The sequence below is a fragment of the Rhodococcus sp. SBT000017 genome (genome assembly GCF_003688915.1).
GTDB lineage: Bacteria > Actinomycetota > Actinomycetes > Mycobacteriales > Mycobacteriaceae > Rhodococcoides.
Map to the genome: position 1 here is coordinate 1,859,932 of NZ_REFU01000001.1, position 19,824 is coordinate 1,879,755.

The 19,824-nt window shown below is 65.4% G+C and carries 17 protein-coding genes; 1 reads left to right on the forward strand and 16 read right to left on the reverse strand.

Annotation, left to right across the window (positions count from 1 at the left end; translation table 11 throughout):
* Window positions 1-266 precede the first annotated feature (266 nt).
* Complete coding sequence (locus AYK61_RS08325) at window positions 267-692, reverse strand: PPOX class F420-dependent oxidoreductase (protein WP_121870451.1); 426 nt, start codon at window positions 690-692, stop codon at window positions 267-269.
* A gap of 61 nt (window positions 693-753) precedes the next feature.
* Window positions 754-2,211: an amidohydrolase gene (locus AYK61_RS08330; protein ID WP_121870452.1), complete on the reverse strand. Its 1,458-nt coding sequence runs from the start codon at window positions 2,209-2,211 to the stop codon at window positions 754-756.
* 73 nt (window positions 2,212-2,284) lie between these two features.
* Here AYK61_RS08330 and AYK61_RS08335 point away from each other — a divergent pair, with 73 nt between their 5' ends.
* On the forward strand, window positions 2,285-2,719 hold the full coding sequence (locus AYK61_RS08335; RefSeq protein WP_121872568.1) for a thioesterase family protein: 435 nt from the start codon (window positions 2,285-2,287) through the stop codon (window positions 2,717-2,719).
* Here the strand turns inward: AYK61_RS08335 and AYK61_RS08340 are convergent.
* The 14 genes from AYK61_RS08340 to mftE all read right to left on the reverse strand — a co-directional run bounded on the left by AYK61_RS08340 (window position 2,695) and on the right by mftE (window position 19,782).
* Complete coding sequence (locus AYK61_RS08340; RefSeq protein WP_121870453.1) at window positions 2,695-4,641, reverse strand: acetoacetate--CoA ligase; 1,947 nt, start codon at window positions 4,639-4,641, stop codon at window positions 2,695-2,697. The genes AYK61_RS08335 and AYK61_RS08340 overlap by 25 nt on opposite strands.
* Before the next feature lie 13 nt (window positions 4,642-4,654).
* Window positions 4,655-6,289, reverse strand: coding sequence for an AMP-binding protein (locus AYK61_RS08345; protein WP_183130211.1), 1,635 nt, complete (start codon window positions 6,287-6,289; stop codon window positions 4,655-4,657).
* Window positions 6,290-6,341: 52 nt separating this feature from the next.
* Entirely contained in the window at window positions 6,342-7,142 is an 801-nt protein-coding gene (gene eutC / locus AYK61_RS08350) for an ethanolamine ammonia-lyase subunit EutC (RefSeq protein ID WP_121870455.1), read from the reverse strand.
* The gene (locus AYK61_RS08355; RefSeq protein WP_121870456.1) at window positions 7,139-8,551 is read right to left on the reverse strand and encodes an ethanolamine ammonia-lyase subunit EutB; all 1,413 of its coding nucleotides are present in this window, start codon (window positions 8,549-8,551) and stop codon (window positions 7,139-7,141) included. The genes eutC and AYK61_RS08355 overlap by 4 nt, the downstream gene beginning before the upstream one ends.
* Window positions 8,548-10,002 (reverse strand): ethanolamine permease, encoded by a 1,455-nt coding sequence (eat, locus tag AYK61_RS08360; RefSeq protein WP_121870457.1) that lies wholly within the window; start codon window positions 10,000-10,002, stop codon window positions 8,548-8,550. Before eat ends, AYK61_RS08355 begins: the two co-directional genes overlap by 4 nt.
* Before the next feature lie 235 nt (window positions 10,003-10,237).
* Window positions 10,238-10,399 carry a hypothetical protein gene (locus tag AYK61_RS27750; protein ID WP_259467966.1) on the reverse strand — a complete coding sequence of 54 codons (162 nt, stop codon included), beginning with the start codon at window positions 10,397-10,399 and terminating at the stop codon, window positions 10,238-10,240.
* A gap of 105 nt (window positions 10,400-10,504) precedes the next feature.
* Window positions 10,505-12,139 (reverse strand): GMC oxidoreductase, encoded by a 1,635-nt coding sequence (locus AYK61_RS08370; RefSeq protein WP_121870458.1) that lies wholly within the window; start codon window positions 12,137-12,139, stop codon window positions 10,505-10,507.
* Window positions 12,140-12,266: 127 nt separating this feature from the next.
* Window positions 12,267-12,806, reverse strand: coding sequence for a DUF779 domain-containing protein (locus AYK61_RS08375; RefSeq protein ID WP_183130212.1), 540 nt, complete (start codon window positions 12,804-12,806; stop codon window positions 12,267-12,269).
* Window positions 12,806-14,329: an aldehyde dehydrogenase family protein gene (locus AYK61_RS08380; RefSeq protein WP_121870459.1), complete on the reverse strand. Its 1,524-nt coding sequence runs from the start codon at window positions 14,327-14,329 to the stop codon at window positions 12,806-12,808. Before AYK61_RS08380 ends, AYK61_RS08375 begins: the two co-directional genes overlap by 1 nt.
* 123 nt (window positions 14,330-14,452) lie before the next feature.
* Window positions 14,453-15,748 (reverse strand): transcriptional regulator, encoded by a 1,296-nt coding sequence (locus AYK61_RS08385; protein ID WP_121870460.1) that lies wholly within the window; start codon window positions 15,746-15,748, stop codon window positions 14,453-14,455.
* A 109-nt stretch (window positions 15,749-15,857) separates the two neighbouring features.
* Entirely contained in the window at window positions 15,858-15,995 is a 138-nt protein-coding gene (locus tag AYK61_RS27240) for a hypothetical protein (RefSeq protein ID WP_167326762.1), read from the reverse strand.
* 50 nt (window positions 15,996-16,045) lie between these two features.
* Window positions 16,046-17,539 (reverse strand): mycofactocin system GMC family oxidoreductase MftG, encoded by a 1,494-nt coding sequence (gene mftG / locus AYK61_RS08390; RefSeq protein WP_121870461.1) that lies wholly within the window; start codon window positions 17,537-17,539, stop codon window positions 16,046-16,048.
* Window positions 17,540-17,572: 33 nt separating this feature from the next.
* Window positions 17,573-18,970, reverse strand: a complete 1,398-nt coding sequence (gene mftF, locus AYK61_RS08395) for a mycofactocin biosynthesis glycosyltransferase MftF (RefSeq protein WP_121870462.1) — start codon at window positions 18,968-18,970, stop codon at window positions 17,573-17,575.
* A gap of 125 nt (window positions 18,971-19,095) precedes the next feature.
* Window positions 19,096-19,782, reverse strand: coding sequence for a mycofactocin biosynthesis peptidyl-dipeptidase MftE (gene mftE / locus AYK61_RS08400; protein ID WP_121870463.1), 687 nt, complete (start codon window positions 19,780-19,782; stop codon window positions 19,096-19,098).
* Window positions 19,783-19,824 lie beyond the last annotated feature (42 nt).

The window sequence follows — 19,824 nt, forward strand, 5'->3', positions numbered from 1 at the left end:
CGAATCCTCTCTTTCCCACAATCACACGCGCCCCCACCGGCTGCCGAAGCGGCAGCGATCGGTGGGCACCGAACACATCGAGCAAGTTGCTTACTTCGTTCTCTATTTTCTCACCGGAAACAACTCGAAGTTACCTTTCAGTACATATCCGCATTTATGTACCGGACCGTTACATGTCGGAACCGATTCGACCGCAGCGGACGCACTCCGACTCGATTCGGCACCCGGTCAATCTACAGTGCCGACGGCGCGGAGACGGTCGGTCGTCATGCCGTCATGTCGAAAGCGGCGATCACCCTGTTCGGCGTCACCCGAACGATCAATTCGCCCGGAACACCGTTGCGAGCGCCGAACTCCTCGGCGCGATCGCGGCCCATGTACCTGGCCCCGATCTCGGTTGCGGTGCGAACCAACTCCTCAGGGTCCTCATCGACCGATGCAATGCCCTGCACCTGGACGAATCCGTACGGCGGCTCTTCGAGATCGACGGTCAACACGACGCGGGGATCGCGGCGGATCGACTTTCCCTTCGCCGTGTCGGCCCCGGTGTTGAACACGATCGCGTCGCCCTCGACGACGAACCAGACGGGTGCCACCAGTGGCCTTCCATCGGAGGCGAGGTACCCGAGCTTGCCGGTGCGGGTACCCGCGGACAGAAACTCGCGTACGCGCGGATCGGTGATCGACGTCATCGCAGTGACGCTACGCGGCCGCACCGACAACAACGGATCCGCGGCCTTCGTCCTGGTGCGCCTACACGGCAGCTGCGTGGGTCAACGCGCCGGCGCAGATCGTGGCTCTGATGTCCGTCTCGGCAAGATCGCGCACCGAGCGGTGCACAGGATGCTCGGTGAGAACGACGATATCCGCCACATCCCCGACTCGGAGCGTTCCACGGCCACCGCACGCTGCGCGAAGAGCAACATCGAGGGGTACTGCTTCCTCGAGGTGCCACGGGGGTCGCTCGTCGTCGGTGCGGAACACCGCTGCGGCGACGCCCGCCAACGGCTCCGGTGGACTGACCGGGGCATCGGACCCGAACAGCAGGGTCGCACCGCTTCGGTGCAGCGAGCCGTACCCGTAGGCCACCGAGCGCCGTCCGGCCCAGAGGTCCTCGGCGATGTCGCGATCGGACATCGCGTGCTGGGGCTGCACCGATGCCGCGACACCCAACTCGGCGAAACGCGCGATGTCCTCCGGCAGGATCTGCTGCGCATGCTCGATCCGACCACCGCAGCCGGCCTGCTCGAACGCATCGAGAGCGATGCTGTTGGCGCGGTCACCGATCGCATGGATCGCCGGAACGACGCCACTGCGCGACGCCCGCGAGACGAGCTCGAACAGGCTCTCCCGGGTCTCGAGCAGCAGCCCGTACGCGTCGTCCCCCTCGATCCCCGGGTACCGGTCGTGGCAGCACGCCGTTCGGGTGTTGAGCGAACCGTCGAGCATCACCTTGAGCGGTCCGCGCCGGATCAGTTCCGACAGAGCCGAGACGTCGCCGGTCCGCTCGCCGCGCTCGAGTGCCTCGTCGAGCCACTGCGGCCATACCGTCGTATCGACGCGTACCGCGGGAGAACCGGCCGACAGGCGCCGATCCCAGACCGTCCTGTTGTCCGCGAACTCGAAATCCACGACGCCGGTGACGCCACGGACCGCCAGTGCGGCGGTCGCGTCGAGCACGGCCCGATCGAGTTCGGCCGGGTCCTCCTGCTCTTCGAGCGCCATGACCGCTTCGAGGCCGTCGACGTCGCGCAACACACCGGTGGGGTGGTCGATACCCAGATCGTCGAGCAACGCCGGGCTCAGCCACAGCGTGTGCAGATCCATACTCGTCATCGCCACGCGGGCACCGGGCAGCGCATTCTCGAGTAGATCCTTGTGCGGCTCCTCCGGCCAGAGTGCGTCACGGAAGCCGTTGGCGCGCACGACGGATTCTCCTGCCGTGCGCGCGTAGGGGTACACCAGGGCGACCGCGTCGGCAGCCGACACAGCGGGCCCGACATCGATTCGCCGCCGCGCCGCCGCCCACTGCGTCAGGTGCACGTGAGAGTCCACGAACCCGGGCAGCGCAACCCCGCCCCCACCGTCGAGCACCTCGTCGCCCGGTGCGCGCCGGGTGCCTGCAGGGGTGATCGACGCGATGACCGAGCCTGCGAGTTCGATGTCGAAGAATACGCCGGAACGATCCAGTGCGACATTGGCGATAATCACTCCTGGGACTCTAGAGCGTCGACTTCCCGGGCGCGCATGACATCCTCTAGCCATGCAGACAGAGCCTGTTGCAATGCAGACAGAGCCGACCGAGCCCGTCGGATATCACGCGAGTGTGACCGTGCGCTGGTCCGATATGGACGCCTTCGCGCACATCAACCATGCCCGGATGGTCACCCTGCTCGAAGAAGCGCGCATCGAATGGCTGCTCAGCGAGGGCGAGGCCAACGAAGCCCTGATCAAGAGTGCGTTGATCGCCAACGTGACCATCGCGTACAAGAAGCCGCTTCGACATTCGGACGGTCCGCTCGACGTCACGCTCTGGTTCGAGAAGGTTCGCGCTGTCGATTTCACAATCGGGTACGAGGTCCGCGCCGCGGGCGCGGCACCCGATTCGCCGCCCGCCGTGGTGGCGACGACCCGGATGGCGATGGTCGACGTCGGTGCCGAGACCCTGCGCCGAATTGCGCCGGAGGAGAAGGCCTATCTCGCGCGCTGGACTCGCTGAAACTCGGCTGCCCGCTCTACGAACCACGCCAACGCAGCCGGATCGTCGACGGCACTCGCGTCGAGAGTGCCTGCAGCAGTAGCACCTTGAAAGAGTCGTTTGAGCGGTACCTCGAGCTTCTTCCCGGTTCGTGTGTGGGGAATCGCGGGCGTGGCGATGACGTCGTCGGGAACGTGTCGCGGCGACGCCTGTGTTCTGATGACGGATCCGATGCGCTCACGCAACTCGTCGGTCGCACCGCCAGGGACCACCACGAACAGGGGCATCCAGTATCCGCCGCCGGGTAGCTCGATGCCGAGGACGAGCGCCTCGGTGACCTCGTCCAGCGATTCGACGGCCTGGTAGATGTCTGCGCTCCCCATGCGAATTCCGTTGCGGTTGAGTGTCGAATCGGATCTCCCGTGCACGAGCACACTGCCGCGATCGGTCACGGTGATCCAGTCGCCGTGCCGCCAGATTCCCGGATAGGTGTCGAAGTAGGCGTCTCGGTAACGAGATCCGTCGGCGTCGTTCCAGAAGTACAGCGGCATGGACGGCATCGGCTCGGTGACGACCAGTTCACCGACGGTGCCGCGGACGGGTCCGCCGTCCTCGTCGTAGGCGTCGAGCGCCACGCCGAGGAACGGCACCGACAGCTCTCCGGCCCAGACCGGCACGGTCCGCACTCCCCCGGCGAATGCCGACACCACGTCGGTGCCGCCGGAGATGGAGAAGACCGGCACGTGAGCCCCGATGTTCTCCGACAACCAGATCGACGACGTCGCGGGCATCGCGGATCCGGTGATACCGACGGCCCGCAGCGCCGAGAGATCGTGATCCGAGCCCGGATGAGCATCGGCCTTGATGCAGGCGAGCACGTACCCGGGGCTGGTGCCGAGGTAGGTCACACCCAGACGACCGGCGATGTCCCACAGTGCATCCGGCGTCGGAAATGCCGGATTGCCGTCGGCGCACACGATCGTGGACCCGGCCAGCAGGCCGGCGACCTGGAAATTCCACATCATCCAGCTGGGGCTGGTGTACCAGAAGAACACGTCCTCGGGCCCCAGATCGGACTGCAGGACAACGGATTTGAGATGCTCGAGCACCACACCGCCGTGACCGTGCACGATCCCCTTCGGTAGACCCGTGGTACCCGAGGAGAACACGACCCACAGCGGGTGATCGAAAGGCACTGCGACCGGGTTCAATTCACGAGTCTGCGCTGTTGCGGCAGACCAGCTCACCGCATTTCCCGACGCCTCGCCGACTGTCACGACCACTCGCAGCGTGGGCAGCCCCGACGTGAGCGCGTCGACATCGGCGGCCTTGTCTCGGAACTTCCCTCCGTACAGGTACCCGTCGGCAGTGATCAGTGCCGTGGGTTCGAGCTGGCCCAGACGGTCGAGTGCCGCCGAGGCCGAGTAGTCCTGCCCGCACGCGGACCACACCGCACCCAGGCTCGCGGTCGCCAGGAATGCGATCACCGCCTCGGGAACGTTGGGCAGGTACCCGACGACGCGGTCGCCGCGGCGCACTCCCGCGTCGGCCAGCGTGCCCGCCAGCGCCCCGGCCCGGTCGATCATCTCCTCCCACGTCACGGTCCGCGTCGAACCGTCTTCACGGGCGTGCACGATCGCGGCGCGGCTCGGTCGAGCGTGCCTGATCACCTGGTCCACGTAGTTCACTTCCGTACCCGGAAACCAGTGCGCTCCCGGCATACTGCGCTCTGCGAGCACCGTCGTCGGCGTGCTGGAGGAGTGGACCTCGAAGAAGTCCCACACCGCTCGCCAGAACAGTTCCATCTCGTTCGTCGACCAGCGCCACAGAGCCGCGTAGTCCGGGAGAAGCACATCGTGACGTTGCTCGACGAACCGGGCGAACGCGGTCACCCGAGCCTCGGCGAGATCGGAATCCGTCGGCGTCCACAGCGCACTGATCATGGAAGCGAGTATGTCAGCCGAACGGCAGCTGCTCGATCAGGCCGACCGATCGCTCGCGCATCTCCACCTTGCGCACCTTGCCGGTGACCGTCATCGGGAACTCGTCGACGACATGTACGTAACGCGGGATCTTGTAGTGCGCCAGCCGTCCGTCGCAGAATGCCCGTACCGCCGTCGAATCGAGCGGCGCGGCATCGTCTTTCATCCTGATCCACACCATCAGCTCCTCGCCGTACTTCGGGTCGGGCACTCCGATCACCTGCGCGTCGACGACATCGGGATGGGTGTACAGGAACTCCTCGACTTCGCGGGGATAGATGTTCTCGCCGCCGCGAATCACCATGTCCTTGATCCGCCCGGTGATCGCCACGTAGCCATCGGAGTCCATCACCCCGATGTCGCCGGTATGCATCCATCCCTCGGAGTCGATGGCCTCGGCGGTCTTCTCCGGCTGCTCCCAATAGCCGAGCATCACCGAATAGCCGCGGGTACACAGCTCGCCGGCCTCACCGCGAGGCAATGTGCTGCCCTCGATCGAGTCGACGATCTTGACCTCGAGGTGCGGGCCGACGCGTCCGACAGTCGACACCCGCTGCTCGATCGAATCGTCACTGCGAGTCTGCAGCGACACCGGCGACGTCTCGGTCATGCCGTAGCAGATCGATACTTCCGACATCGCCATCCGGTCGATCACCTGCTTCATCACTTCGGTGGGACACGGTGATCCGGCCATGATGCCGGTACGCAGACTGCCGAGGTCGAAGTCCTCGAAGCTCTCCAGTGCCAGTTCGGCGATGAACATCGTTGGGACTCCGTAGAGCGACGTGCACTTCTCCGCGGCGACGGCCGTCAACGTCGCCACCGGATCGAACGAGGGACCGGGAATCACCATCGCTGCGCCGTGCGACGTGCACGCGAGATTGCCCATCACCATGCCGAAGCAGTGATAGAAGGGCACCGGAATGCACACGCGGTCCTCTGCGGTGTAATGGCAGAGCTCGCCGACGAAGAAGCCGTTGTTGAGGATGTTGCGATGACTGAGCGTCGCACCCTTGGGGAATCCCGTTGTCCCCGAGGTGTACTGGATGTTGATGGCATCGTCGGCACCGAGCCGCTCGGACACATCGGTGATCATGCGCGGAGTCTTCGCCAACGCTCGATGCCCGCGATCGGTCACCGCCTCCCACTGGATGCTCCCGATGAACAGCACCTCACGCAGGGATTTCACCTCGGGGCGCACGTCGTCGATCATCGCCGCATAGTTCGACCCCTTGAACTCCGTGGCCGACAACAACACCGACACCCCGGCCTGCTTCAGCACGAACTGCAACTCGTGCGAGCGATACGCGGGATTGATGTTGACCAACACGGCACCGATCTTGGCCGTCGCGTACTGCGCCAGAACCCATTCCGGGCAGTTCGGAGCCCACATTCCGACGCGGTCCCCCACCTCGACTCCGGCCACGAGCAATCCGGCAGCCAACAGATCGACGTCGGCGACGAACTCCGAGTAGGTCCACCGCCGCCCGGACGCGACATCGATCAACGCATCACGATCCGGGTACCGCACCGCAGTTCGATCCAGATTCGCGCCGATGGTGTCGTCCAGCACCGCTGTGTCCGACGCCCCGGAAGAGTAACTGTCCATGAACCCCACGGTAGTGACCTCGATCACGCACAGCCACCCCCGAATGGGGGCCTCACTCCAGGGTCAGGACCTCGGCCGACTCGAGCGCATCGGCGCGCGAGGTGTCCTTCAGCGCCACCCCCGACCGCCCGAGCTTGCGCGCACCGGCCAACAGACCGGCCACGATGCGGGCCGACTGCGCATACCCCTGCCCCTCCGGCGGGTGGATGTTGGAGATGCAGTTGCGATCGGCGTCGGTGCACCCGGGTTTCGGCAGATGCGTCAGATAGATACCGAGACTGTCGGCGACGGACAACCCCGGACGCTCCCCGATCAGCACCAGCACCGTCCGCACACCCATCGCCGCGGCGATGTGATCACCCAGCGCCACCCGCGCCTCGGTCGCGATTACCGGGACCGCTATCGAATAACGATCGGACAGCTCTGCTTTCAGCGCCTCCAGCATCGCCACACCGTGATCGGCAAGCGCACGCGGAGACAACCCGTCGCCCAACACGATGCCGATCTCGTCCTCGGAATGCGGAACCGCCGACAGATCTTTCGGCTGCCGACCCAGATCGGGCCGTCGCAGATACTCCGCACGACTCGTCGCCAACGAGGTCACCACCGACGGTGCACCGAGACCGACCTGCTCGACCCGGCCCACGAACTCCTCGACCTCGAGCGGCATGTGCACCGCATCCCGCGCCGCAGCATGCGCCGAGCGAAACTCCAGCACCCGGGTCGTCGGCAACGAATCACCGATGCGCCCCAGGCCTATCCGCGCCTGGGTCATCGCCCGCAATTCGCCCCAGAACTCTGTTTCCGGTCGTTCCGCGGGCTCCACTCCTGCCACTTCCGATTCACCGGTCATCGCGCACTCATCAACGCGCGCAACGGGCTTCCCGCCGCGTCCACGTCCAGTACTCGACCATCGGCGTCGACCATTCCCAGTCGGGAGAGCCACGACTCGAATTCCGGTGCGGGTCGCAGCCCGAGAACCTGCCGAACGTAGAGCACGTCGTGGAAGCTCAACGACTGGTATCCGAGCATGACGTCGTCGGCACCGGGCACCGCGATGACGAACGCGACCCCGGCGGTGCCGAGGAGTGTCAGCAGGGTGTCCATGTCGTCCTGGTCGGCCTCGGCATGGTTGGTGTAGCAGACGTCCACTCCCATCGGCAGTCCCAGCAGCTTGCCGCAGAAGTGATCTTCCAGGCCGGCCCTGATGATCTGCTTGCCGTCGTACAGGTACTCGGGCCCGATGAATCCGACGACGGTGTTGATCAGCAGCGGCTCGAGATCGCGGGCCACCGCGTACGCACGCGTTTCGAGGGTCTGCTGATCGACGGGCCGGTCGCCGGTACCGATGTGCGCGCCCGCCGACAACGCCGAACCCTGACCGGTTTCGAGATACATGACGTTGTTCCCGACGGTCCCGCGGTGCAGCGATCGGCCGGCCTCGTTGGCCTCGCGAAGCAGCGGAATGTTCACTCCGAAGCTCGAATTGGCCCCTTCGGTGCCCGCGATCGACTGGAACACCAGATCGACCGGAACGCCCTTGTCGATCAGTTCCATCGTCGTCGTCACGTGCGAGAGAACGCACGATTGAGTGGGAATCTCGAAGCGCTGCCGAATCTCGTCCAGCAGATGCAGCAGTTCGGCAGTCGCCTGAGGTGAGTCGGTCGCCGGGTTGATCCCGATCACCGCATCGCCCGATCCGAGCAGCAGCCCGTCGAGGGTGGCCGCGGCGATTCCGCGGGGATCGTCCGTCGGATGATTGGGCTGGAGCCGAGTGGTGAGTGTTCCGGGAAGTCCCACCGTCGTACGGAACGCCGACGTCACCTGCGCGGCCCGTGACACCGCGATCAGATCCTGGTTTCGCATGATCTTGCTGACCGCTGCCACCATCTCCGGAGTCAGTCCGGCGGCCACCGACCGCAACGCCGCCGCCGCGTCCGGCCTCGCGGTGACCTGGAGCAGCCAGTCCCGCAGGCCGCCGACGGTCAGGTGCGAGACGGCCCCGAATGCGATGCGGTCGTGTGAATCGATGATGAGCCGGGTGACCTCGTCGCTCTCGTACGGAACGAGCAGATCGTGCAGGAAGACATCGAGCGAGACCTCCGACAGCGCCCATTGCGCTGCGGCGCGCTCGGCATCCGATTCGGCTGCGCAGCCGGCCAATTCGTCACCCGATCGAAGCGGTGTCGCCTTGGCCATCAAGTCCACCAGCCCGTCGAACGTGTAGGTGGTCCCCGAGACCTGCTGGGTGTAGATCGTCATTCCAGCTCGGCCTCGGCGCGGGCCAGTGCAGCGAACTCCTCGTCCGGCGAGTTCGCAACCAGATGATGCCTGCTGTAGATGCCGAAGTAGGCCATGAACGCGACGAACACGGCCAGGCACCACAGTGCCGCTGTGGAATCGACGACGAACGTGGCGACGACGGCGAGCGCCGCGATGATCAATGCGAATCCGGTGGTCACGACGCCGCCGGGGGTTCGATAGGGGCGTTCCATGTTCGGCTCGTTGCGACGGAGCACGATGTGGCTGACCATCATCAGAACGTAGCTCAGTGCCGCGCCGAACACGGCCATGTTGAGCAACATTCCGCCCTGACCGGTCAGTGAGAGCAGGAAGCCGATGACGCCTGGGACGATCAATGCGAGCGTCGGAGCCTTGCGAGAGTTGGTGATGGACAGTGTCTTCGGCAGGTATCCGGCACGGGAGAGTGCGAAGAGCTGGCGCGAGTACGCGTACATGATCGAGAAGAAGGACGCGACCAGTCCGGCCAGGCCGATATAGTTGACGATCTTGCTCGCGGTTCCGTCACCGAGAGCTTCCACCAACGGGTTTCCCGATTCCTTGACGGCGTCGGCACCGCCTGCGCCGGTCACCAGGAACAGCACGACGGCACCGGTGACCAGCAGCACGCCCATGGCGGCGATGATGCCGCGCGGGACGTTCTTGGTCGGATCCTTGGCCTCTTCTGCGGCCAGCGGAACGCCTTCGATCGCGAGAAAGAACCAGATGGCGAACGGGACGGCAGCCCAGATGCCGAGGTAACCGAACGGCAGGAATCCCGAAGCTCCGGCTGCGTCGGTCGGCGCGATGTCGGTCAGGTTGCTCGCGTCGAACTGTCCGATGGCGGCGATGGCGAACACGACGAGTCCGACCAAGGCGATCGCGGTGATGACGAACATGATCTTGAGGGCTTCGCCTGCGCCGGAGAGATGGATTCCGATGAACACCGCATAGACCACCAGGTAGACCCACCAGCCGTCGGTGATACCGAACAGCCCGAGGGATTCGACGTAGGCACCGATGAACGTGGCGATCGCCGCAGGAGCGATGGCGTACTCGATGAGAATCGCTGTGCCGGTGGCGAATCCGCCCCAGGGTCCGAGAGCGCGGCGGGCGAAGGTGTAGCCACCGCCTGCAGCGGGCAGCGCCGACGACATCTCGGCCATACCGAGGACCATGGCCAGGTACATGCCCGCGATGACGATCGCCGCGATGAGCAGACCACCGAAGCCACCCTCGGCGAGGCCGAGATTCCAGCCGGAGTAGTCGCCGGAGATGACGTAGCTGACTCCGAGGCCCGCCAGCAGGACCCAGCCCGCCGTCCCCTTCTTCAGGGTTCGCTTGGCCAGGTAGTCACCGCCCTCGACGTGCGACTGAGTGCTCTCGTGAGAGCCGGATTTCGGATGAGACGACTGGGGGTCTACTACGGACATTGCAAGCCTCTCGTAACCATTTCGCTCGGAGCGGGGTCACGCCCGAGGGGACGATTCACAACACGTGTGGCGCGCGAATCGGTTCAAGATAGGCCCGTGATGTAAGCGGCGCGTCATCGATGAATGACGGGCGAATTACGGCTCGTACCCGGCGGCGTCGACGTCGCCGATGTCTCCCTCGTCCGGTTCGGCGACTGTCAGTACTGCGTCCACCACAGCTCTGTTGGCTTTCAACTCACGCTCCAGCCGCCGGAGCGTGTGCGCGATGCGTGATCGAAGCGAAATCACCGACGAGATCGACACTCGCCACCACGTAGAGCTGTTCGGGACCGACGAACTCGATGCGAACGAACCGAACCGACGCTTCGTCGGGAAGTTCTTCGATCCGCTGCACCACCGCGTTCCATAATGCTCTCGATCCCGGTTCGCCGGTGAGGAATCGGCGGTTTCGATCGATCAACGGGACGGCGAGGTTCGAGCGGAGCGCCCGCAGAACGAGACCTCACCGTCCCGAGGCGATGATCTCCTCGATGTTCCGTTCTGCGAGAGCGGCGATGGTCAGTGACGGATTGACCGCACCGGTGCTTCCGGGGATCAGAGCGCCGTCGACGACGTAGAGGCCGTCGTATCCCACCACTCGTCCGTAGCCGTCCGTCGCCTTGCCCAGCACCGCGCCACCGAGAGGATGCGCGGTGAACGAGGCATTGACGTCGGGGACCCGCAGGAGCGGAAAGCCGGTTCCGACTCCGGAGGTGTGGGCGATGCGATCGTGCACCGCGCGCAGTGCCTCTTCGACATACCGGTTGCCCTGCTCGGGCCAGCGCAGCTGGGTCTTTCCTGCCGCGCGATCGTAGACGAACTCACCGCGGGTCGAATCCAGCACCATTCCGAGCGAGCCGATCAGGGACATGTCGATGGGAGAGCCGGGGACGTACCAGTTCTCGAGGGTGAGCGGGCTTCCCGACTCGTCGAAGATGCGCGACGCCGACGGCGACGCCTGCACGATGCCGTTGCCCTCCGGGGTCATACCGCGTACGAGAGCGGCGTCGCCGTTGGTACCCCATCCCTGCCCGACGTGTTCGTTGAGATCGGGCAGCGCGCCGGTGTCCCGGGCCGCGACCAGCAGCTCGGATGTGCCCATCGATCCCGCCCCGAGGAACAGGCGGTCGCACGTCAACGTTCGGGATTCGACGACGGATGCACCGGGGTCGAGGATGTCGACCTCGAGTACGTACCGGCCGTCGGCGGCCCGTGAGACCGCGGTGACTTCGTGCCGCGCATGGATCCTCGCGCGAGAGGTGCGTTGCGCGTCGGCCAGGTAGTTCTGGGTCAGGTCGAACTTCGCACCGTTGGAGTTTCCGAGATTCGACTCGCCGATCGTCGCGGAAGGTCGTGCAGCGCCGGACAATTCCGCGCGCACCACATCCCAGTTCCAGATGCCGTCGATGCGCCTGGGCGAGTATCCCGCTCGGCGCGCCTGCGCGTCCCAGATGCGGGAGTGGGTGAAAGGCATGGAGGCATAGACGTCGTCGGGCATCGACGAGAGTCGTAACGCCGAACGCACTCGCGGGAAATAGATCGAATCCATCTCGTCGTACGAGACGGTGGAGCCGAAGAGCGAATCGAAGAATCGACGCTCGGGGGCGATCATGACCCCGGTGAACACCAGCGAGCCGCCACCGACGGCCGCCGCGCGCCACACGTCGATGGACCCGTGCTCGGTGACGTCGAATATCCCACCGAACCGATCGGTCGGCACCATCGGCAGACCGGTCAACGGAGTCAGGCCACCGCGCCGCCAGAAGGCACGACCGTCCGGCGCGAAATCGTTGGCGAATATCTGCCGTCGCGCATCGAGCGGCCACTGCGATCCGCGTTCGAGGACGGTGACCGAGGACCCGGATTCGGTCAGTCGACGCGCGGCGATCGCGGCACCGAACCCAGAGCCGACGATGATCGATTCGGAGTGCTCGGGTGCGCGTAGCGGCTCGTTCCACAGCTCTGGCACGAAGGCTCGGTAGACGGGGTCGAGGATGGGTGCTGCGGCGGCGGGGCGTGCACCGGAAAGGAATGCCGACGCTCCGCTCACACCCAGTAGTGCTGCGGCCTGCAGTGCACGTCTGCGGCTGATGTCCATGGTGTCCCCCTCGCTGATCGCCTCGTGGAGGCGGTACAAGAATCAACGAGAGGGCCCTTGGTGTCTACGTGGCGTAACAGTAAGAAGGATTTGTCACACCGATTGCATCATGTGGCGTGCGCCGCATTCAGCCCTGGAGCATCCCCGGGACGGGACACGCGTCGACGGCCTCGGCCACTACCAAGGGGTCTGCGGGAACCTCCGGTCGTCGACCTGCTTCCCAGTCGACACCGACCAGTGGTGGATGCTCCGCGAGGATCTCGTTCTCCTCGGCGGAGTACGCGCGTCCACGACTGAGGAAGCGCACTCCCTCGGGTGATTCGAGAGAGAATCCACCGCCGCGGCCGGGAACCACGTCGAGCACGAGTTGAGTGTGCTTCCACGCCTGGAACTGAGATCCCGAGATCCACACCGGCACACCGTCGCTCCCGTTCGGCAGGTCCTGTGGGACCTCGCCGACCCCGAGCCGAAGGTCGATGTACCCCAGGAGAACGTCCCGGTCGCCGACGATGAATTCGCCTGCGGGATAACACATCGGCGACGACCCGTCACAGCATCCCCCGGACTGATGCATCATCAGTTCCCCGTGGATACCGCCGAGGCGACGGAGCAGGTCCATCGCCTCGACGGTGGTCTTCAGCCGCGCGGGCTGCGCAGCGTCGTTCATCAGAAGAAGCCCTGGGCCTTCTGGGCGTAGCTGACGAGCAGGTTCTTGGTCTGCTGGTAGTGATCGAGCATCATCTTGTGGTTCTCGCGGCCGATACCGGACTGCTTGTAGCCACCGAACGCGGCGTGCGCGGGGTACTGGTGGTACGTGTTGGTCCACACGCGACCGGCCTGAATATCGCGACCGGCACGGTAGGCGATACCGCCGTCGCGAGACCAGACGCCTGCGCCGAGCCCGTACAGGGTGTCGTTGGCGATCTCGATGGCGTTGTCGTAGTCGGTGAACGACGTGACCGAGACGACCGGCCCGAAGATCTCCTCCTGGAAGATGCGCATGTTGTTCTTGCCGGTGAAGATGGTGGGCTGCATGTAGTAGCCGCCGTTGAGGTCGCCGCCGAGCTGCGCGCGCTCGCCGCCGGTGACGACCTGTGCGCCTTCGCCCTTGCCGATCTCGATGTACGAGAGGATCTTCTCGAGCTGATCGTTCGATGCCTGCGCGCCGATCATGGTGTCGGTGTCGAGCGGATCTCCCTGTCGCACAGCCTTGGTGCGGATGGCAGCGAGGGCGAGGAACTCGTCGAAGATGTCCGCCTGGATCAGCGAGCGCGACGGGCAGGTGCACACTTCGCCCTGGTTGAGGGCGAACATCGTGAAGCCTTCGAGGGCCTTGTCCTGGTAGTCGTCGTTGGCCTGCAGCACGTCGGAGAAGAAGACGTTGGGGCTCTTGCCGCCGAGTTCCAGCGTCACCGGAATCAGGTTCTGCGAGGCGTACTGCATGATGAGGCGGCCGGTGGTGGTCTCGCCGGTGAACGCGATCTTGGAGATACGCGGGCTCGACGCCAGCGGCTTGCCTGCCTCGACGCCGAATCCGTTGACGATGTTGAGCACGCCTGCGGGCAGCAGGTCGCCGATGATCGAGATCAGGTGCAGGATCGACGCGGGAGTCTGCTCGGCGGGCTTGAGCACCACGGCGTTACCGGCCGCGAGAGCGGGTGCGAGCTTCCAGACGGCCATGAGGATCGGGAAGTTCCACGGGATGATCTGCCCGACGACTCCGAGCGGCTCGTGGAAGTGGTAAGCCACTGTGTCGCTGTCGATTTCGGAGAGCGAGCCCTCCTGCGCGCGGATGCAGCCGGCGAAGTACCGGAAGTGATCGATAGCCAGGGGGATATCGGCGTTGAGTGTTTCGCGGATCGGCTTGCCGTTGTCCCAGGACTCCGCCAGTGCGATGGACTCGAGGTTGTCGGCGATGCGGTCGGCGATCTTGTTGAGGATCACCGCGCGCTCGGCGGCGGAGGTCTTGCCCCACGCGGGAGCGGCGGCGTGCGCGGCGTCGAGCGCGAGCTCGATATCCTCGGACGTGGAGCGGGCGACCTCGCAGAAGTTCTCACCGGTGACGGGCGTCGGGTTCTCGAAGTACTGACCCTTGACCGGCGGTACCCACTCGCCGCCGATCCAGTTGTCGTAGCGCGACTGGAACGACATGACGGAATCGGCGGTACCTGGACGGGCGTAGACGGACATTGAAAATCCTCCTGATCGACACGTGCTTCACAGTTGATGCGGTGTGTGATTCAGGACACTAGGGTTTGCAACGTTGCAACTACGTTGCTTCGCGTTATGCACGAGGACCGGTGGGGCCTGCGGTCAGATTCCGAGTTCGCGGTCGAGCAGATCGATGCGTGCGCTGACTTGCCCGTAGAGCGCGGAATCACTGCTCAGGGTGGCCCGGTACGCCTCCCACGCGATCACGTCCGAGCGACCGTGAATGGACGATGTCCACTGCGCCAGCAGCACCGGATCTCCGAGTCGGAGCAGTGCGGCCTGCATCCGGGATCGCAGTTCCTCGCGGATCTCCTCGATGCCGGGCGCGGACGACCCGGGAAGCACCGGGCCGGAGTAGATGCGGAGAGCAGCGTCGACGTCACCGCGGTCGAGGGCGCGCCGAATGTCGCCGACGTCCGAGGTCAGCTCGCCGACCAGACGGTAGGGCCGCGACGCCAGGCCTGCGGTCCCGAATGTCTTACGCAGTCTCGACATCTCGGCGCGGATCGTCACCGAGTCCAGCTCCTGCTCGTCGAGCAGCACGGCGAGGTGATCGGAGCTCAGTCCTTCGGGATGCTCACCGAGCAGAAGCAGGATCTCCGCGTGTCGCTGAGAGAGCGGTATCCGGCCGGAGCCGCGCACCACTCCCGGCCGTCCCGATCCGAGAACCTCGAGCCGAGGAGCTGTGTCGCCCAGAGATTTCGGAGAATTCATCAGATGCAGGCGTAGCTCGGATTCAGCGGCGGCGACGGTGGCACGCACCAGCGAGAGCACCTCGGGCACCGCAACGCGCGGGCCACCGGTGATATCGATGGCTCCCAGAATATGGCCACTGGTGGGGTGATGAACCGGTGCCGCCGAGCAACTCCACTCGTGCACCGACCGGGAAAAGTGCTCGGACGCGAAGATCTGCACACTGTGGTCGACCGCCAGAGCGGTACCGGGAGCGTTGGTGCCCTTGCTCTCCTCGCTCCAATCGACCCCCTCGGCGAAGTCCATAGTCGACGCTCGGTCCTTGGCCGCAGAATCACCCTCGACCCACAGCAGCCGTCCCTCGGCATCGGAGATGGCGACGAGCAAGCCGGTGTCCGACGCGTCCTCGACCAGCAGCTTGCGGATGACCGGACGGATGATGGCCATCGGATGCCCGTTGCGGTAGCGCTCGAGATCCGGCCCGGTCAAGGCAGGAGTGTCGTTGCCGCCGTCGGGATCGACGCCCTTCGTCCGACTGCGCATCCAGGAATCGAGCACGACGGACCTGACCGTCGAGCCGTGCGTACGAATATCGTCGACGAAAGATTGATGGGCACTGGACATCTGGCGCGCGAGCACAGCGATGTCCTCGCCGGGTCGCACTGCGACCCAGGGGTTGCCACCACTGTCCGATCGGCTTGCCATTCGACGCTTCCTCCGTGACCTGTCCACATCGTTGTAACCCAGCTCACAAGCAAGGATACAGCCGTGGCCGACGCGTGCGGCCGTGGCCGGTCGCGCCGACCCCGAGTGCCTACTTCTTCTTGACGGCCGAGGTGATGATGTCGTTGCTGGTGTCACCACTCGACTTGGCCCGCTTGTCCGCGCGCTTGTCCTTGAGAGATTTGCCGGATTTCTTGGTCATCGTGTTGCGGGGCGATTTGTCCGACATGGCAGTAACCCATCTATCGGGGAACCTGAACGGTCCCCAGACCACGAACGCTACGCCTCGACACCCCTACCGTGGTCCGCAACCATCACAGCGGCACGCTCGGCGAACATGATCGCCGTCGCATGCGGGCCCCGGCTGGGCACCACCGGAAACGCCGAGGTGTCGACGACGAAGACACCGTCCACTCCGCGTACCCGGCAGTGTTCGTCGAGCACCGACCCCGGATCCGACTCCGGTCCCATCCGGGCGCTTCCGGACAGGTGCAGCGACGTACCGAGTGCCGCGAGGGGGTCGTCGATAGCGGGGACTTCGACACTGCTGGCCATGGACGACGATGCGAGCAGTTCTCGCGCCAGCTCGACGCCACCTCGCATCGCCCGCCGGTCGCTCTCCGATTCGAGATAGCGGTATCTCACGTCCGGGGCCTCGAACGGATCCGTGCTGCGCAGCGCGATGCTCCCACGTGCCGTCGAGCGCATGAGGCCGACACCGAACACGTGCGGCCCACGCGGCAGACCGGAGATCAGTCGATCGAATCTCCTCGTGTACGGCCTGATCTCCACGTCGCCCGCATGCAGCACGGCTTCCAGCGCCGGAGATGCCGTCGAGAATTCCTTCGTCGTGACGACGGGAACAGCAACCTCGGGATGGTCACTGAAACCGTGGCCGACTCCCGGACTGTCGACAACCACCGAAATACCCAGCGCAGCAGAGCCTTCGGAGGGCCCGATGCCGGATCGAAGCAGCAACGCAGGGGTGTGTACCGCGCCGGCCGAGACGACAACGGTGTCGGACTCGACGACAGTGCGTACCCCGTCGACGATGATCTCGACCCCGATCACCCTGTTTCCCTTGAACATCAACGACGCCACCGTCGTATTGCCTTGTACCCGTACATTTTTTCGGCCGATGACCGGCAAAAGATATGCCAGAGCGGCACTTACGCGGACCCCACCGCGAATATTCGACGGGACGGCACCCACTCCCCCCACGGCCGCGTCGGGAGCGTTCAGGTCCTCGTGGAATCGAAAACCCGCGCTCTGCGCGGCCTGCACGAACGATGCCGTCAGAGGATGTCGGTCCTGCTCGGGGGTGCGCGAGACCGGCATCGGCCCGCGGGAACCGTGCCACCGATCGATCGCTCCGGCATCGAGATCGGTTTCGGAGCCGATGTAGAACGGCAGCACCTGATCGAACGACCACAACGACTGCGGCCAGGCGTCGAAGTCACCCGGCGTCGCCCGGACGAAGTAGCCGCCGTTCACTGCGCCGGAGCCTCCCAGCACCCGGCCTCGCGCGATCGTCCGAGAGACACCCGCTGCGAGTTCGGCCGCATAGGTTCCCACCCATTCGCTGCCGGGGCCGATGGGAAGCGTCGACGCGTCGAGCAAGACCGCCGGAACATCGGCGACGCCGGAGAACGCCGGTCCGGCTTCGAGCAACAGCACCGACCGATCGGGATTCTCGCTGAGCCGCGACGCGAGAACACATCCGCAAGAGCCACCTCCGACGACGATGACGTCGGCGAACTCGACCGGGTTCACACCGTCGACGGAGCCGACCGGGCTCGCACCACGTCAGCCGTCGAGGCGGGGCTTGAGGGCCTCGACGCTGCGAGCGGACAGTGCGCCGCGCCACAGCCCCGCTCCGTACGCGACGTCGTCGGCTCGCTTGTAGAAGGCATAACGCACAGGATCGAGGCCGCCGAGCTCACGATGCTTGTACCAATCCGAGAATGCCTCTGCCACAGCCAATCCCAACGCAATTCGACGAATTCGACTCGACAGCAGCACGGCGAGCAGGGTGATCGGCCAATAATGTCGACACAGGGCCGACGCCAATTGCCACAACCCCGCCACGAAACCCTCCGCGGCGAGAATGGCCGCGATCCGCGTGGGCTGATCCAGACCGACGAACATCTTGCGCAGACGAACGATCGTCACGCCGAGTGTGGCGGCGGCTCCGACAAGTCCGATCCGCGTCAGACTCGCGGCGAGCAGACACGCGACCAACGTCCACGGAGACATCGCGATCGGCGGCACCATTCCCGGATGACGTGCCGACAACGGTGTGGCACCGGTCCCGTAGAACAGCTTGCGGGAGAACCACTCGACAAAGGTGACGCGATGCTCGTGCGCGACGTGGGCGACGGGTTCGTAGCGCAGCCGCCACCCCGCTTCCTGCAATCGCCAGCACAGGTCCACGTCCTCGGCCACGTGCATCGACTCGTCGAATCCGTCGCAGTCCATCGCCACCGACCGGCGCATCAACATCGCAGCGCTGGGGACGTACGACACCGAGCTGCCTGCCCGTACTGCCGCTTCCTTGCGGCCCAGGTCGAGCGACGAGCGGGCGTGTTCGTACCTGGCCAGCGCGCTGCCTTCGGGCTCGAGCGCGACGATGCGGGGGGCCACCAGGGCGACCGCCGGATCCGAGAAGTGACCGAGCATCACCTCCAGCCACCCCTTGCGTGGGACGACGTCCGAATCCAGGAATGCTACGAAATCTGTTGTGGCACATCGCAAGCCAGTGTTCCGCGCCGCAGCAGGTCCGCGCGAGCGCTCGTGCCGCAGCACCGTCACGCTGCCCACACTCCACGAGATCCGCGGTACTGCGACCGGGACGTCCGACCCGTCGTCGACGATGATGACGTGCAGACCGTGGAGTGCCGCGATCAAGCGCTCCAACCCCGCCTCGTTGTTCTTGAGCGGTACGACGACGGTGACATCGCACGGCGACGGGATCGACATCGGGCGCGGGTTCCCGACTCCCGAGTCGAGCAATTTGCGAGCAACGAGAGCGGACTGGGAGTCGGTCACTTCGATGAATCCGTCGCCGATCATCGCCGCAGCGGTCGGCGCGAGCTTGAGCATGCGGGTCGGTGAACCACCGATCAGGACGCGCCCTTCGGAGAATGTGCGTACGCGTGGATCGACTCGCACCCCGAAGCCATCAGGCAACCGACCTTCACCCATCAGGAGATCGTAAGCTGACAAGCCGCCGGAGTGTCGGCCACCCGGGAAATAGGACGGAACATACCTGCGCCCCGTTTCACGGGACTCGTCGTCAGGTCCCCCAGCAGGCGTTTCAGAGTGTTCGGTCATGCGATCACACCGTGCTCGGAGGGACTCCATCTGCGTACCGCATCGTCGGCGCGGGCGCGCAAGGCCTCGAACAGAGCCCTGCCCTCCTCCGAATCGGCCCCGGTGGGATCGCCGAGCACGCCGTTGGCAGTGATCGGTGCCAATCCACCGTTCCGAAGTGCCGGCAGCAGGGCGGCGATGTCGGTCACATTTCCCACCTGCGCCTTGGTCATGTCCACCACCTCGGGCGAAAGGTGCAGTAGCAACGACGTTTCGGTCCGTCCGGCGTGAGCATCTGCTCCGGGTATCGCGCACGGGAACCACACGACATCGCGTCCCTCGTACCGAAGCAGCAGCACTGCGGACCGCACCGTGGGCCCGTTGCCGCCGTGCCCGTTGACGAACACCACCCGCTCGGCCCACCGGCAGGCGGAGCGTCCGTACTCCACCAGGAGCGTTTCGAGCGCAGCGGCACCGATCGAGACGGTGCCGGGAAAGCCCTCGTGCTCGCCACTGGCACCGTACGCGATCGCGGGGGCCACGACTGCGTCCGGAATGGTTCGCGCCACGGCGTCGGCGATACGGGTGTCGGTGTCGAGGGGAAGGTGCGGTCCGTGCTGCTCTATCGAACCGACCGGCACGACGAGGGTCCTCGACCCGTCGACGTCCGGCCAGTACTGCACACCGAGGGGGTCCGTGGCCATGGATGCAGATGCTATCGGATGGAACGAAGCCGTCACGCCGCC

What these genes read in the sequence shown, in the direction of transcription:
- AYK61_RS08325 (WP_121870451.1), bottom strand. Translation starts at nt 692, where the DNA reads ATGACGTCGATCACCGATCCGCGCGTACGCGAGTTTCTGTCCGCGGGT.
- AYK61_RS08335 (WP_121872568.1), top strand. Translation starts at nt 2,285, where the DNA reads ATGCAGACAGAGCCGACCGAGCCCGTCGGATATCACGCGAGTGTGACC.
- AYK61_RS08340 (WP_121870453.1), bottom strand. Translation starts at nt 4,641, where the DNA reads ATGATCAGTGCGCTGTGGACGCCGACGGATTCCGATCTCGCCGAGGCT.
- AYK61_RS08345 (WP_183130211.1), bottom strand. Translation starts at nt 6,289, where the DNA reads ATGGACAGTTACTCTTCCGGGGCGTCGGACACAGCGGTGCTGGACGAC.
- eutC (WP_121870455.1), bottom strand. Translation starts at nt 7,142, where the DNA reads ATGACCGGTGAATCGGAAGTGGCAGGAGTGGAGCCCGCGGAACGACCG.
- AYK61_RS08355 (WP_121870456.1), bottom strand. Translation starts at nt 8,551, where the DNA reads ATGACGATCTACACCCAGCAGGTCTCGGGGACCACCTACACGTTCGAC.
- eat (WP_121870457.1), bottom strand. Translation starts at nt 10,002, where the DNA reads ATGTCCGTAGTAGACCCCCAGTCGTCTCATCCGAAATCCGGCTCTCAC.
- AYK61_RS08370 (WP_121870458.1), bottom strand. Translation starts at nt 12,139, where the DNA reads ATGGACATCAGCCGCAGACGTGCACTGCAGGCCGCAGCACTACTGGGT.
- AYK61_RS08375 (WP_183130212.1), bottom strand. Translation starts at nt 12,806, where the DNA reads ATGAACGACGCTGCGCAGCCCGCGCGGCTGAAGACCACCGTCGAGGCG.
- AYK61_RS08380 (WP_121870459.1), bottom strand. Translation starts at nt 14,329, where the DNA reads ATGTCCGTCTACGCCCGTCCAGGTACCGCCGATTCCGTCATGTCGTTC.
- AYK61_RS08385 (WP_121870460.1), bottom strand. Translation starts at nt 15,748, where the DNA reads ATGGCAAGCCGATCGGACAGTGGTGGCAACCCCTGGGTCGCAGTGCGA.
- AYK61_RS27240 (WP_167326762.1), bottom strand. Translation starts at nt 15,995, where the DNA reads ATGTCGGACAAATCGCCCCGCAACACGATGACCAAGAAATCCGGCAAA.
- mftF (WP_121870462.1), bottom strand. Translation starts at nt 18,970, where the DNA reads ATGGGTGAAGGTCGGTTGCCTGATGGCTTCGGGGTGCGAGTCGATCCA.
- mftE (WP_121870463.1), bottom strand. Translation starts at nt 19,782, where the DNA reads ATGGCCACGGACCCCCTCGGTGTGCAGTACTGGCCGGACGTCGACGGG.